The organism is Bradyrhizobium sp. S3.2.6 (assembly GCF_040546885.1).
Taxonomy (GTDB): Bacteria; Pseudomonadota; Alphaproteobacteria; order Rhizobiales; family Xanthobacteraceae; genus Bradyrhizobium; species Bradyrhizobium cytisi.
On the sequence record NZ_JBEPOS010000020.1, the window covers coordinates 21,489 to 35,108 of the forward strand.

General features: G+C 64.0%; 13 protein-coding genes. 3 read left to right on the forward strand and 10 right to left on the reverse strand.

Annotated elements, in window-relative coordinates:
- The first annotated feature begins 12 nt into the window (after positions 1-12).
- The gene (locus ABID58_RS28010) at positions 13-576 is read left to right on the forward strand and encodes a hypothetical protein (RefSeq protein ID WP_354036042.1); all 564 of its coding nucleotides are present in this window, start codon (positions 13-15) and stop codon (positions 574-576) included.
- Positions 577-626: 50 nt separating this feature from the next.
- Positions 627-2,009 (forward strand): ribosome biogenesis GTPase Der, encoded by a 1,383-nt coding sequence (gene der, locus ABID58_RS28015; RefSeq protein WP_354036044.1) that lies wholly within the window; start codon positions 627-629, stop codon positions 2,007-2,009.
- Positions 2,010-2,198: 189 nt separating this feature from the next.
- Here der and ABID58_RS28020 read toward each other — a convergent pair whose 3' ends face one another.
- The 7 genes from ABID58_RS28020 to ABID58_RS28050 form a co-directional block, all read right to left on the reverse strand.
- Positions 2,199-3,437, reverse strand: coding sequence for an ABC transporter substrate-binding protein (locus ABID58_RS28020; RefSeq protein WP_354036046.1), 1,239 nt, complete (start codon positions 3,435-3,437; stop codon positions 2,199-2,201).
- A 168-nt stretch (positions 3,438-3,605) separates the two neighbouring features.
- Positions 3,606-4,784, reverse strand: a complete 1,179-nt coding sequence (locus ABID58_RS28025) for an NHL repeat-containing protein (protein ID WP_354036048.1) — start codon at positions 4,782-4,784, stop codon at positions 3,606-3,608.
- A gap of 78 nt (positions 4,785-4,862) precedes the next feature.
- Positions 4,863-5,606, reverse strand: a complete 744-nt coding sequence (locus ABID58_RS28030) for an SDR family NAD(P)-dependent oxidoreductase (RefSeq protein ID WP_354036050.1) — start codon at positions 5,604-5,606, stop codon at positions 4,863-4,865.
- 160 nt (positions 5,607-5,766) lie between these two features.
- The gene (purF, locus tag ABID58_RS28035) at positions 5,767-7,278 is read right to left on the reverse strand and encodes an amidophosphoribosyltransferase (protein WP_354036052.1); all 1,512 of its coding nucleotides are present in this window, start codon (positions 7,276-7,278) and stop codon (positions 5,767-5,769) included.
- Between the two features lie 27 nt (positions 7,279-7,305).
- Positions 7,306-7,935 carry a CvpA family protein gene (locus tag ABID58_RS28040; protein ID WP_148752913.1) on the reverse strand — a complete coding sequence of 210 codons (630 nt, stop codon included), beginning with the start codon at positions 7,933-7,935 and terminating at the stop codon, positions 7,306-7,308.
- Between the two features lie 168 nt (positions 7,936-8,103).
- Positions 8,104-9,552: a DNA repair protein RadA gene (gene radA / locus ABID58_RS28045; RefSeq protein WP_354036054.1), complete on the reverse strand. Its 1,449-nt coding sequence runs from the start codon at positions 9,550-9,552 to the stop codon at positions 8,104-8,106.
- A 345-nt stretch (positions 9,553-9,897) separates the two neighbouring features.
- Entirely contained in the window at positions 9,898-10,809 is a 912-nt protein-coding gene (locus ABID58_RS28050; RefSeq protein ID WP_354036055.1) for a LysR family transcriptional regulator, read from the reverse strand.
- 131 nt (positions 10,810-10,940) lie between these two features.
- Between ABID58_RS28050 and ABID58_RS28055 the strand changes: the two genes are divergently transcribed.
- A complete protein-coding gene (locus tag ABID58_RS28055; RefSeq protein ID WP_354036057.1) occupies positions 10,941-11,732 on the forward strand; it encodes an alpha/beta fold hydrolase in 792 nt (263 codons plus the stop codon).
- Between the two features lie 35 nt (positions 11,733-11,767).
- On the opposite strand, the gene ABID58_RS28060 is transcribed toward ABID58_RS28055, so the two are convergent.
- From ABID58_RS28060 to rpiB, 3 genes are all read right to left on the reverse strand, one after another.
- On the reverse strand, positions 11,768-12,235 hold the full coding sequence (locus ABID58_RS28060) for a metallophosphoesterase family protein (RefSeq protein WP_354036174.1): 468 nt from the start codon (positions 12,233-12,235) through the stop codon (positions 11,768-11,770).
- 61 nt (positions 12,236-12,296) lie between these two features.
- Positions 12,297-13,022, reverse strand: coding sequence for a sulfite exporter TauE/SafE family protein (locus ABID58_RS28065; RefSeq protein WP_354036059.1), 726 nt, complete (start codon positions 13,020-13,022; stop codon positions 12,297-12,299).
- A gap of 100 nt (positions 13,023-13,122) precedes the next feature.
- Positions 13,123-13,569, reverse strand: coding sequence for a ribose 5-phosphate isomerase B (rpiB, locus tag ABID58_RS28070; protein WP_148752919.1), 447 nt, complete (start codon positions 13,567-13,569; stop codon positions 13,123-13,125).
- Positions 13,570-13,620: the final 51 nt, after the last annotated feature.

The window sequence follows — 13,620 nt, forward strand, 5'->3', positions numbered from 1 at the left end:
CGAGATAGTAATATGCGCAGCATGCCCCGCTTGATCGCAGCCGCCGTCCTGATCGCCTTCACAGGTGTTTTGGGCGGTTGCTCCAGCTTCGATCCGAGCGATCTGCTCGACTTCCTCGATACCAAGAAGAAGCTGCCGGGCGACCGCAAGCCGGTATTCCCCGAGGGCGTTCCGGGTCTCGAGCAGGGCGTACCGAAGGACATGTACAAGGGCGCGCAGCAACAGCAGGATCCCAACGCGCCTGCCGTCGCGGCACTGCCGGCCGAGCCGCCGCCCGCCGAGCCCGCGAAACCGTCGAAATCCGCCAAGGGCAAGAAGACCAGGCAGCCGGCCGCGACCGCAGCCGCACCGGCCGAAGCGCCGGCCGGCGAGGTCGATGGCGAGGTCCAGCCCGAGGCGGCGCCGGCGGCTGCCGCGCCGCCGCCCAAGCAGAAGATCGTCCGCAAGCGCACCACCGCGCCGCCGCCGGACCAGCAACCCGCACAGCAGCCGGCACAATCGGCACAGACCACCCAGCAACAGCAGTCGCAGGGGGCGTTCCCGGCGCCGATGCCCAGCGGCAGTTTCTCGCGCTGATATTTTTCACCGAATTGACAGGCGCTACCTCCACGGCGCACGAATGACTGATGTCCTTTACGATTGCCATTATCGGCCGACCCAATGTCGGCAAGTCGACGCTTTTCAACCGCCTGGTTGGACAGAAGCTCGCGCTTGTCGATGATTTGCCCGGCGTCACCCGCGACCGCCGCGAAGGCGAGGCCAGGCTCGGCGATCTCGAATTCACCATCATCGACACCGCGGGCCTCGACGAGGGCGCCAAGGGCTCGCTGACGGCGCGCATGCAGGAGCAGACCGAGACCGCGATCGCGCTGGCCGACGCGCTGTTCTTCGTGATCGATGCCCGCATAGGCCTCACACCCACCGACCGTGCCTTCGCCGATTTCGCCCGCAAGGCCAACAAGCCGGTGCTGCTGGTCGCCAACAAGAGCGAGGGCAAGCACGGTGACGCCGGCGCAATGGAATCCTTTGCGCTCGGCCTCGGTGATCCCATCCAGATCTCGGCCGAGCACGGCGAGGGTATGGGCGAGCTCTACGACGAGCTCGCCAAGCTGATGCCGGAGCCCGTCGACGAGGATGAGGCCGAGGACGACGAGCCGCTCACCGAGGAAGAGGCCGCGACGCGCCCGATCCGGGTTGCCATCGTCGGCCGGCCCAATGCCGGCAAGTCGACCATGATCAACCATCTGCTCGGCGAGGAACGCCTGCTGACGAGCCCGGAGGCCGGCACCACGCGCGATTCGATCGCGGTCGAGCTCAACTGGAGAGGCCGCGAATTCCGCGTGTTCGACACCGCCGGCCTGCGCCGGCGTTCGCGCATCGAGGAGAAGCTGGAAAAGCTCTCGGTTGCTGATGCGTTGCGCGCGGTGCGCTTTGCCGAAGTCGTCGTGATGATGATGGATTCGCAGAATCGCTTCGAAGAGCAGGATCTGCGCATCGCCGATCTGATCGAGCGCGAGGGACGCGCGGTCGTCCTCGCCGTCAACAAATGGGACCTGATGGAGACCAAGGGCGGCGGCGCGATCTCGACGTTGCGCCGCGACGCCGACCATTGGCTGCCGCAGATCAAGGGCGTGCCGATCGTCGCCGTCTCCGGCCTGATGGGCGAGGGCATCGATCGCCTGATGCAGGCGATCCAGGACGCCTATGCGCTCTGGAACAGGCGCGTCTCGACCTCGGCATTGAACCGCTGGTTCGAGGAGGCGGTTCAAGCCAATCCGCCGCCAGCCGTGTCCGGCCGCCGGCTGAAGCTGAACTACATCACCCAGACCAAGGCGCGCCCGCCGAGCTTCGTCTTGTTCTGCTCGCGCGCGGATGCCGTGCCGCAGTCTTATCTGCGCTACCTCATCAACTCGATGCGTGAGGCCTTCGAGCTGCCGGGTACGCCAGTGCGCATCACCTTGCGCGAGAAGGCCAATCCGTTCGCCCACAAGCGCAAGCGGCCCTCGTGAGCGAGAGGCCGGCGACAAAACAGGTTTTCGTAGGGTGGGCAAAGCGAAGCGTGCCCACCGTGTCTTGCAGTCTCGGAGAGATGGTGGGCACGGCGCAAGAGCGCCTTTGCCCACCCTACGATAGCATCAGATGCCGTGCGAGATCCCGGGTTCGCTGCTGCGCATCGCCCCGGGATGACCGCTACGCGGTCACTTCTTCACCAGCGGACACTCGCTGTCCTTGAGCGGCCTGGCGGCATCTTCGGCCGGGATGTTCGCGACCAACTTGTAATAGTCCCACGGTCCCTTCGACTCCTCGGGCTTCTTCACCTCGAACAGATAGGCCGGGATGATACGGCGGCCGTCCTCGCGCAGCGGGCCCTTGCCGAATAGCGGATCGTCGGTCGGGATTTCCTTCATCTTGGCGACGACCTTGACGCCGTCGTGCGGATTGCCGCCGAGCGCCTCGAGCGCCTTGAGGTAATGTATCACGCCGGCATAGTTGCCCGCCTGCGTCATCGACGGCATCGCCTTGTTGGCGGTCTTTTCCTGGAAGCGCTTGGACCAGGCACGGGTGTTGTCATTCAGATCCCAGTAGAAGGATTCGGTGAAGGTCAGGCCGTGCGCGGTCTTGAGGCCGAGCGAGTGGACGTCGTTGATGAAGAGCAGCAGCGCTGCGAGCTTCTGGCCGCCTTCGACGATGCCGAACTCCGCCGCCTGCTTGATCGCGTTGGTGGTGTCGCCGCCGGCATTGGCAAGCCCGACGATCTTTGCCTTGGAGTTCTGCGCTTGAAGCAGGAAAGAGGAGAAGTCGGACGTGTTGAGCGGATGCTTGACGCCGCCCAGCACCTTGCCGCCGTTGGCTGTGACGACCGCGCTGGTGTCACGCTCGAGCGCCGCACCGAAGGCATAGTCGGCGGTCAGGAAGAACCAGCTGTCGCCGCCGGCCTTGGTCAGCGCCTTGCCGGTGCCGTTGGCGAGCATGTAGGTGTCGTAGGTGTAGGAGATGGTGTTGGCGTTGCAGGCCTTGCCGGTGAGGTCGGCGCTGGCGCCGCCATTGTTGAGCAGGACCGCGTTCTTTTCCTTGGCGACGTTGCTGACTGCCAGCGCCACGCCGGAGTTCGGCGTGTCGGTGATCATGTCGACCTTCTGGGTGTCGATCCACTGCCGCGCGATGTTGACCCCGATGTCCGGCTTGTTCTGGTGATCGCCGCTGAGGACCTCGATCTTCCAGCCTTTGGCGCGGAGACCGGAATCCTCCACCGCCATGTTGACGGCCACCACGGAGCCCGGACCGCCGATGTCGGCATAGAGACTGGACATGTCGTTGAGCACGCCGATCGTGACGGTCTTGTCTTGTCCTTTTTCCTGGGCGTAGGCGGATGTGGCAAAACCGAAAGCGGCGCAGGCAAGAAGGGCCGCAGAGCGGCGCGCGAACGTCGTCGTCATAAAAGGTTTCCTCCATTGTCAAATATGCGGACGGCTCTCTTGGATGAAGCCTTGGTCCGGCCGATTCCGTAGCCTGTCCCGGGGACGGCGGCAATGCGCCTAAAGCCGGATGACGCCGTGTCGTGGCGTCATCCGTCGGTTAACCTTTGGGCAAAATGCGTTGAGTTGCTATTTGAGCGCGTCCGAGGTCAGCTTGAATTTCTGGATGCGCTTTCCGGTGTCGACCTCGGCGGTATAGACGTTACCCCCGGCATCGACCGCCATGGCATGCACCCAGTGGAATTGCCCGGCATTGCGCCCATTGTGGCCGAAGCTGCCGACGACGCTGCCGTCCTCGCGCTTGAGCACCCTGATCTCGTTGTTCTCGCCATCGGCGCTGAGCAGCCAGGTCTGCTTCGGATCGGGCCAGATCGCGATGTCCCACACCGCGCCGTTGCCGAGCGTGTTCTTCTCGAAGAAGAACTCCTTGACGAAAGTACCGTCCTTTTTGAACACCTGGATGCGGTTGTTGATGCGATCGCAGATGTAGACGAGGCCGTCATTGGCAATCTTCACGCAGTGCACGGGATTGCCGAATTGTTGCGAGATCGGGGCCTTGGGATCATAGGCTGCCTGCTTGCTGTCGTCGGGCTTGTTGCCGTAGGCGCCCCAGTGCCGCTTGTAGGCGAGCGTGGTTGCATCGAACACGATGACGCGGCGGTTGCCATAGCCGTCGGCGACGTAGATCTCGTTGGCGTCCTTGTCGAGCGCGGTTTCGGCGGGCTTACCGAGCTGCGTCGTGTCGTTACTTCCGAGGCTCGGCGCGATCTTGCCGATCTGGGCCACGAACTTGCCGTCGAGCGTGAATTTCAGGATCGCGTTGTCGTTGTCGGCATTGCCGCCGATCCAGACGAAGCCTGCCGGATCGACCTCGATGCCGTGCTCGCGGCCGACCCATTCATAGCCGGTGCCGGGCCCGCCCCAGGACCGCAGCAGATTGCCGTCGGCATCAAATTCGAGCACGGGCGGCGCCGAGACGCAGCACTTCGAACGAGGTGGGTTGAGGCTTGCGCCTTTCTCGTCGTCAGTGAGCGAGCGCGGGCGATGGATCATCCAGATATGGCCCTGCCAGTCGACGGTAATGCCGCCGACCTGGCCGAGGATCCAGTTGTTCGGGAGTTGCTTCGGCCAGGACGCATCGACCGCGAAGGTCGGCACGTCGCCGGCTTTGGCAACGTTCGGAAACGCCAATGCGATGGCTGCAATCAGGATGGAGAAAGCGTGAGAGACGCGTGCAACCGCATGGTTGAGGCCTGCACGATCAAGCCCCGTGCGATGAAGCCCTGCGCGATCATGCCATGGCGCCATGGCAACCTCCCTTTTTTGGCTTGCGGCTTGCTGCCGCTTGAGCGCGGGCAGTCAATCGCGGGGAGGTGATCAAGTCAATCAGGCCGGTGCACGGAAGCTCATCAGGCTGCGCGTCTTGTAGTCGTAGAATTTGCCGGTCTCGGTCCAGCCGGGCACGCACAGCGGGACGATGAACGCGGCGACCTGCTCGGGGGTCTCAAGCGTCGTGGGATCTTCGCCCGGCATCAGGGTTGCGCGCATGCGGGTGCGGATCGGGCCCGGGTTGAACAGGTTGACGCGCAGCGGCGTGTTTGCGGTCTCCTGCGCCCAGGCGCGCGCCAGCGTCTCCAGCGCGGCCTTGGAGGCGGCGTAGGGGCTGACATAGGCGGTCGCCTTGTTGGCGGCGCCCGAGGTGATGAATACGGCGCGGCCGGCATCGGACCGCCTCAGCAGCGGCTCCATGCAGCGGATCAGCTGGAAGTTCGCGGAGACGTTGATGGCCATGACGTCGTTGAACGTCTTGAGCTCGATATGGCCGACCGGCGAGGAGGGACCGAGCACGCCGGCATTGCCGACGAGGATGTCGAGCTTGCCATAGCGCTCGTGCAGGCCTGCCCCCAGCCGCGCGATGCCGTCGGAATCGGTGAGGTTGAGCGGAACCAGCGTGGCGCCGTTGCCGCCTGCCTTGCGGATCTCGTCGTCGAGCTCCTCGAGCCCGCCCTGCGTGCGTGCGGTTGCAACGATATGCGCACCGGCCTTCGCCAGCGCGAGCGCCGTGGCAAAACCGATGCCGCGCGAGGCGCCGGTGACGAGAGCGATGCGGTTGGCGAGGGGAAGTGTCATGGCGGGGGTTTTACAGGCGTGGGTGGCCGCGACAAGCCCCCACCACGACGTCATTCCGGGGCGGTCCGCAGGACCGAACCCGGAATCTCGAGATCCTCAGGTGCGCAATTGCGCACCATAGTTCGATGCTGCGCATCGCCCCGGGATGACGGTTGGACCGTCAGCTCGCCTCCGCCAGCAACGACAGCTGCCGCGGTTGCGGCTCGGTCTGGGTCTGGTCGGTGAGGTGGGTCGGATAGGCGCCGGTAAAGCAGTGATCCGAGAACTTCGGATTGGCGGGATCGCGGCCTGGCTCGCCCATGGCGCGGTACATGCCGTCGATCGACAGGAACGCGAGCGAGTCGGCTCCGATGATCTCGCGCATCTCCTCCAGCGAGTGCGTCGCGGCCAGCAGGCCGCCACGGTCGGGCAGATCGATGCCGTAATAATCGGGATAGAGGATCGGCGGCGAGGCGAGGCGGAAATGTACTTCCTTGGCGCCCGCATCGCGCATCATGCGCACGATCTTCTTCGACGTGGTGCCGCGCACCAGCGAGTCGTCGATCAGGATGATGCGCTTGCCCTCGATCGCGGCGCGGTTGGCCGAATGCTTCATGCGCACGCCGGATTCGCGGATCGCCTGCGTCGGCTGGATGAAGGTGCGGCCGACATAGTGGTTGCGGATGATGCCGAGCTCGAACGGCACGCCGGAATGCTGGCTGTAGCCGATCGCAGCGGGCACGCCGGAATCCGGCACCGGCACGACGACGTCGATCGGCACATGGCTTTCGCGCGCGAGCTGCGCGCCAAAGGCCTTGCGCACCTCGTAGACCGAGCGGCCGTGGACGATGGAATCCGGACGCGAGAAATAGATGTATTCGAAGATGCAGGGACGAGGCGCGATCGGCGGGAACGGCTTGTGGATGTCCTGGCCGTTCTCGTCGAACACGATGACTTCGCCGGCCTCGATGTCGCGGACGAAGCGGGCGCCGATGATGTCGAGTGCGCAGGTCTCGGACGTCAGGATCGGGCAGCCGTCGAGGTCGCCAAGCACCAGCGGCCGTATGCCGCGCGGGTCGCGCGCGCCGACCAGCTTCTTGTTGGTGAGCGAAACCAGCGCGTAGGCGCCCTCGATCTCGCGCAGCGCCTCGATATAGCGCTCGATGAAGCGGCTGCGCCTGGAGCGTGCGACCAGATGCAGGATCACCTCGGTGTCGGTGGTCGACTGCATCATCGCGCCGTGCTCCACGAGCTCGCGGCGCAGCGTCAGGCCGTTGGTGAGATTGCCGTTGTGAGCGACCGCGAGGCCGCCGGCATTAAGCTCGGCGAACAGCGGCTGCACGTTGCGCAGGATGGTTGCGCCCGTTGTGGAATAACGGACATGGCCGACCGCCATGTTGCCGGGCAGGCGGTCGATCACCTCGCGGCGGGAGAAGGTGTCGCCCACCAGGCCAAGGCGGCGTTCCGAGTGAAAGCGGCTGCCGTCGTAGGAGACGATGCCGGCGGCTTCCTGGCCGCGGTGCTGAAGGGCGTGAAGGCCGAGCGCCGTGATGGCGGCGGCGTCCGGGTGTCCGTAGATGCCGAAGACGCCGCATTCCTCGCGCAGCGTATCTCCCTCCAGGTCGCCCTGAAGCTCTAGCGCGGCCGGGCCGGTATCGAGATCAAGTTGGGCGTCCTGGTCAGGGTGTCGCATCTCGTCCGCGCCTCTCTGTTGGCTCAATCAACGCGCCGCAGGTTTCTCGATCAGCTTCTTCATGCTGTCACGAGCAGGTTTACTGTACCCGTCGCCACTGCCCGAAGGCTGCTGCTCGGTATCAGCTTGATCATCATCTGGTTTGTTTTTCTTGAATCTCTTCAAGATGGTGTTCTCGGGGTCGTCAGGCAAGAGGGACATCAGCCAATCCCCGGTTCCCTGGAGCACCACGCGGGACTTGGCCCCTGTGACCCAATCCGGGCGCTGCTTGTCCGGCACCAGCCAGGTGAAGAACAGGAAGGCCACCACGACAATTAAGAGCCCGCGAGCCAGGCCGAACAGGAAGCCGAGGGTGCGATCCAGCGCGCCAATGCGCGAATCCAGGATCATGTCGGAGATCCGGACCGTGATCACGGAGACGACGACCAGGGTACCGACGAACACACCGGCGACCACGACCACGCTCGCGACGGTGTCGTTGTTGAAATAGGTCTTGGCGGTCGGCAGCAGCTTGGAGAAAGAGTACAGAGTCACGATTGCCGCCGTGCCCCAGGCTGCGATCGAGAGGATTTCGCGCATGAAGCCGCGAACCATCGCGAGCAGGCCCGAGATCAGCATCACACCGAGCAGGATCAGGTCGAGGAGTGTAACTGGCATCGGCTGGTCTGGTCCGCTCGTACTCTCAAAGGATGCTCAGCGAATCGGTGTTTGGCCGCCGCCCTAAAAGAGGGGCAGACGGCGCTTCCGGCAAGGCCGCAACCACGCAATCCCATGCTGCTTTTGTGACGGCTGTATAGCTGTGGGGGCGCTTGACGTCACCTCTAGCTACCCCTCTCCACGGCGGAATCTTGCCGGTGTGGCATTTTTCTCCGCCGGCGGGCTCGAGTCGCCGCGGCGGGAGCCCTTGGCGGCGATTTCGGCGACCAGCGTGGTCAGGCTGTTGACCGCGTTCAGGGTCAACCCCGCGTCACCGCTGGCCTCGGCGCCCCGGGCCGATTCGGGCAGCACGGCGCGTTTGAAGCCGAGCTTGACCGCTTCCTTGAGCCGGGCCGGGGTCTGCGCCACCGGGCGGATGACGCCGGAGAGTGAAATCTCGCCGAAATAAACGGCATCGGTGGGTAACTGTGCATTAACCAGGGACGAAACCAGCGCAGCCGCGGCGGCCATATCAGCCGCCGGCTCGTGAATGCGCAGGCCGCCCGCGACGTTCAGATAGACGTCGTGGCCGGACAGCTTGACCCCGCAATGCGCTTCCAGCACCGCCAGCACCATCGAAAGCCGGCTCTGATCCCAGCCGACCACGGCACGCCGCGGGGTGCCGAGCGAGGTCGGCGCCACCAGCGCCTGCAATTCGACCAGAACGGGCCGCGTGCCCTCGATGCCCGCGAAGACTGCGGTGCCGGGCGTGCCGAGGTCACGCTCGGACAGGAACAGCTCGGAGGGGTCGGTGACCTCGCGCAGGCCGAGCCCGGTCATCTCGAACACGCCGATCTCGTCGGTCGGGCCGAAGCGGTTCTTGACGGCGCGCAAGATTCGGAACTGCTGCGAGCCTTCGCCTTCGAACGACATCACGGCATCGACCATGTGCTCGACGACGCGGGGGCCGGCGATCTGGCCGTCCTTGGTGACGTGGCCGACCAGGATGATGGCCGCGCCGGTTTTCTTGGCGAACCGAATCAGCGCCTGCGCCGAGGCGCGCACTTGCGTGACCGTGCCGGGCGCCGATTCCACCGTGTCGGTCCACATCGTCTGGATCGAGTCGATCACGATCAGCCGGGGGACGGCGCCTTCCGACAAGGTCGAGACGATGTCCTCGACCGAGGTCTCGGCCGCGAGCTGCACGGGCGCATCCGACAGTCCGAGCCGTTCGGCGCGCAGCCGCACCTGGGCGATGGCTTCTTCGCCGGAGATGTAGACGATGCGGTGACCGGTGCGCGCCATCAGGCTGGTCGCCTGTGTCAGCAAAGTCGACTTGCCGATGCCGGGATCGCCGCCGACAAGCAGCACCGAGCCGCGAACGAAGCCGCCGCCGGTGACGCGGTCGAGCTCGGTCATACCCGAGGACAGGCGCGGTGCGTCTGGGCTTTTTCCCGCAAGGCTCTCCAGCGCAAACGTGCGACCCTTGCGCTTGGAGCGGATCGAGACCGGCACGCTGCCGGTCGCGTCCTCCTCGGCCAGCGTATTCCACTCGCCGCAGGACTCGCACTTGCCCTGCCAGCGGTTATAGGCCGCGCCGCAGTTCTGGCAGACAAAGGAAAGCGTGTTCTTGGCCATGGGATTGGTGAGTCGAGGGTGTCGGGGCTGCTGATAGCACGGAACGGCCGGCCGCGAGGGGGCAATTCATTGCGACATCCGCGTTGCGGACCCTCTGCGTTAGGAAACGCCGCTTCAAATCCGGAGTCCAGGTTTGCAATGCCAATGCACGGCGCGGGAGAGCTCGCCGCTGATCGGTGGTCCGTCCTCGACGCAACTCATGCAACACCGGAGCCGGGGCGAATATGGCCGACGATCAATCTCTGACGGCCATTGGGGCGGGGAGGCCGGGCGGGCAGCTTTCGACCCAGTTACGCGTACAGCGTCTCTGGGGAGAGCCTATCGGATTGTCTGAAACCTCCGGTCCTAAAGCATGAGATCCCAGGGTGGCATGTCTCCCAAACTGGCGCTCAGATGCTCGATAAACCGACGAAGTTTCAAGGACACGTGCCGTTTGGTTGGGTAGACGGCATGTATCGCCAGTTCCGGCGTCTTGTGGTCTGACATCAAGACTTGCAGGGTTCCCGCGGCGACAGACTCTCCGAACACGAAGCTGGGTCCGTAGGCCACGCCCGTTCCCGCCAATGCCGCAGCCAGTAGCATTTGCATGTTGTTCGCGGCCAGCCGCACCGGGCCGTTGATGACATGAGTGTTGCCGCAAGGATCTGTAACCGTCCAATCGCCGGCTGAAACAGCTTCAGTGAATGCGAGTCGTGGAGCTTGGCGGAGTTGCTCAACGTCTTTCGGCGCGCCGTGCCACGACACAAAAGATGGCGCTGCGCAGAATACCATGCGGCATGGGGCAAGCCGTCGGGCCACAAGATCGGAATCTTCCAACAGCCCGATGCGAATGGCCACATCGATACGATCCGCCAGCAAGTCGACATAGCGGTCGCTAAGCACGGTCTCAACCGCGACGTCGGGATATGCGGCCAGATAGCTCGCCACAACGCTGCCGAGATGCATGGTTCCGAAGGTGGTCGGTGCGGCAACGCGCAGCATTCCGCGCACTGTCTGCTGCGCATCCCGAGCCTCCCTATTCGCATCCTCGTATTCTTCGAGTATGTGCTTGCACCGTGCGTAATAGGACCGTCCCACGTCGGTCAGCGTCAGCATGCGCGTGCTCCGCTGAAGCAGCCGCACCTTCAATTGCTCCTCGATCGCAGAAACATGCTTACCTGCCATTGAAGGCGACAGGCCGAAGCGCCCGGCAGCACCTACAAGACTGCCCTCTTCGACCGCGGCGACGAATACCGCCATGCTGATGAACCGATCCATGAAAGCTCCGATCTGATAATCCCATTATCAGGTGCCGATAAAATTAGGCCGATTATCGATCGATCCAACGGCAACTATCTCCGTTCGTCGTCCGACCGATCCCCGGTTGGCTCGGAAAAAAGGAGATCACGATGAAAGTCGCCTCGAATGGCTTGGAACTGAACGTTGAAGAGCGCGGCGGCGGCAATCTGTCACTTGTGTTTTTGCATTACTGGGGCGGCTCATCCCGCACCTGGAAGCACGTCACTGCCAAGCTGGCGCCGCACTTTCGCACCGTCGCTATCGATCATCGCGGCTGGGGCGAGTCCGATGCGCCAAGCGATGGATATGCTTTGGCCGATCTTGCGGCTGATGCCGAAGGAGTGATCCAGGCACTCCAGCTGAAGCGCTATGTGCTCATCGGGCATTCCATGGGCGGCAAGGTTGCCCAGCTCATGGCATCCCGTCGGCCCGCTGGGCTGGCCGGCCTCATTCTCGTAGCGCCGTCTCCGCCTCAACCCATGACGATGCCGGCGGACGCGCGCGAGATGGTGGCTGGGTCGTACGCCTCGCGCCAAGCCGTGGAGGCGGCCATAGACAATGTGTTGACAGCCAAACCGCTCTCCGCCGCGGATCGCGAACAGGTGATAACGGACAGTCTGCGCGGCGCGGCTCCGGCGAAGATTGCCTGGCCGAGAGCCACCAGCCTGGAAGACATCACGGCTCAGGTCGGCGCGATCAGCGTTCCCACGATTGTGGTTGCTGGTGAATTGGACCGTGTGGATAGCCCCGACTTGCTAAGAGCAGAATTGCTCTCCCGAGTTCCGCGAGCCGTCATGCGTGAGCTGCCCGGCACGGGGCACTTGTCGATGCTGGAATCGCCTGATGCGCTGGTCTCGATTATCGAGGATTTCTGCCTTTCATTGGGCGGCTCCACGCGGTGATGATCCAAGCTTGCATCGGCTATACCCCATCGCTCTCACCTGTCGAGGTCATGAATCTCAGGCCGCAGAACGCCGGCGTCATCCAGATCGAGCGTTGCCAATGTGACCGGCAATTTGAAGCGCCTCGGGCCGGCGCTTCCCGGGTTCAAGAACAGCATTCCGTTGATCCTGTTGATCTGCACCCGATGCGAGTGACCGGAAATCACGGCGTCAATGTCGTGAGCCGCCGGGTCGATCTGTAGAGCCTTGAGATCGTGCAAGAGATAGAAGCAGCGGCCGCCGAGGAGGAGCGTTTCGGTTTCAGGATAGTGCTTCGCCCAATCGCCGACATCGACATTTCCTCTGATCGCGGTGACGGGCGCAATTCGCCGGAGCCGCTCCAGAACTTCCGGCGCGCCGATATCGCCGGCGTGGATGATGTGCGACACTCCGGCAAGGCATTGTTCTACCTCCGGCCTCAGGAGACCGTGCGTGTCTGAGATCACTCCGATCCTTAACGACATGTCGGGCCGAAACTCCAATGCGACGCTGTTCGTTCCGGCACGGGAGGCTCGTGCGTGACCCTCACGTTTGAATAGCGGTCCAGAGCATCGAGAGGCCGGCTGCGATCATGATCGCGTCCATCACCAGGCGGAACATCTCGGGCTTCAGGTGCAGCACGAAGCGTTTTGCGATGAAAGCGCCGGCCATGAGCGAGGAACCTGCGATCAGGCCCTTGATGAAGACCTCCTGCGTGAGGGCGCCGAAACGTTCGAACGTCACGGATTTGGCGAAGTAGAGACCAAGCGAGGCGGCGGCCTCGGTCGCGAGAAAGGCGCCTTTGGAAAGACCGTAGAACAGGAACAGCGGTACGCTGAGCGGACCGGTCGAGACCACGATGCCGGTGAGATAGCCGATGATCGCGCCGCCGATCGCGAGATGCCAGAGGTTGGCCTTGAGGTCGTGCCGCGCCAGCCAGTGCCGCACCGGCACCATCGCGATCAGGAACATGCCGATGGCGAGATCGACGGCATGCGAGGGCAGGGCGAGCAGCGTCCGTGCGCCCAGCACCGCAGCCGGAATGCCCGTGACCGAATAGGCCAGACAGGCCCGCCAGTCGACCTCGCGCCACCACGCCAGGATCCGCGAAAAATTCGCCATCACGGAGGCGACCGCCATGATCGGCACGGCTTCCTTCGGCCCATAGGCATAGACCAGCACAGGCATCAGCATGATCGACGAGCCCGTGCCGACGATGCCTGAGATGGTGCCGGCGACGAGGCCGACGGCGAGGACGAAAAGAAAGGCCAAATGACTCTCCACGAATCGGAGGAGTTTAGCCGCGGCCAGCGATGTGGGCGATCCATGTCAGGCGGGGGAACCGATCGCTTTGCGCATGGCAGGCAGGCCGTCAGCCTTGTTCGTCCATGACGCGCAGCTTCTCGACGCGGCGGCGGAAATCCTCGTCGGTGGAGAATTCCGCGGACAGGTAGGAGGAGACGAGATCGACGGCGAGCCATGCCCCGACGATCTGCGCGCCGATGCACATCACGTTTACGTCGTCGTGCTCGACGCTCTGATGGGCGGAGTGGATATCATGGCAGACCGCGGCGCGGATGCCCTTCATCTTGTTGGCTGCGATCGAGGCGCCGACGCCGGTGCCGCAGACCATGATGCCGCGCGCGGCTTCGCCCGACGTCACCTTCTGCGCCACGGCGCGTGCGATGTCGGGGAAGTCGACCGGCTTGTCGTCGTAGGAGCCGATGTCGACGATGTCGTGGCCAAGCTTGCGGATATGGTCGATGACGGTCTGCTTGAGCGGCCAGCCGGCGTGGTCGGATCCGATGACGAGACGCATGTGATGTCCTTCTTGATTTTGCATAGGTCGTGACAGCCGCGAGTGGCCGTC

Bases quoted from the DNA above. Each gene is read 5' to 3' on its own strand.
- ABID58_RS28010 (WP_354036042.1), top strand. From the start codon at position 13: ATGCGCAGCATGCCCCGCTTGATCGCAGCCGCCGTCCTGATCGCCTTC.
- der (WP_354036044.1), top strand. From the start codon at position 627: ATGTCCTTTACGATTGCCATTATCGGCCGACCCAATGTCGGCAAGTCG.
- ABID58_RS28020 (WP_354036046.1), bottom strand. From the start codon at position 3,437: ATGACGACGACGTTCGCGCGCCGCTCTGCGGCCCTTCTTGCCTGCGCC.
- ABID58_RS28025 (WP_354036048.1), bottom strand. From the start codon at position 4,784: ATGGCGCCATGGCATGATCGCGCAGGGCTTCATCGCACGGGGCTTGAT.
- ABID58_RS28030 (WP_354036050.1), bottom strand. From the start codon at position 5,606: ATGACACTTCCCCTCGCCAACCGCATCGCTCTCGTCACCGGCGCCTCG.
- purF (WP_354036052.1), bottom strand. From the start codon at position 7,278: ATGCGACACCCTGACCAGGACGCCCAACTTGATCTCGATACCGGCCCG.
- ABID58_RS28040 (WP_148752913.1), bottom strand. From the start codon at position 7,935: ATGCCAGTTACACTCCTCGACCTGATCCTGCTCGGTGTGATGCTGATC.
- radA (WP_354036054.1), bottom strand. From the start codon at position 9,552: ATGGCCAAGAACACGCTTTCCTTTGTCTGCCAGAACTGCGGCGCGGCC.
- ABID58_RS28050 (WP_354036055.1), bottom strand. From the start codon at position 10,809: ATGGATCGGTTCATCAGCATGGCGGTATTCGTCGCCGCGGTCGAAGAG.
- ABID58_RS28055 (WP_354036057.1), top strand. From the start codon at position 10,941: ATGAAAGTCGCCTCGAATGGCTTGGAACTGAACGTTGAAGAGCGCGGC.
- ABID58_RS28060 (WP_354036174.1), bottom strand. From the start codon at position 12,235: ATGTCGTTAAGGATCGGAGTGATCTCAGACACGCACGGTCTCCTGAGG.
- rpiB (WP_148752919.1), bottom strand. From the start codon at position 13,569: ATGCGTCTCGTCATCGGATCCGACCACGCCGGCTGGCCGCTCAAGCAG.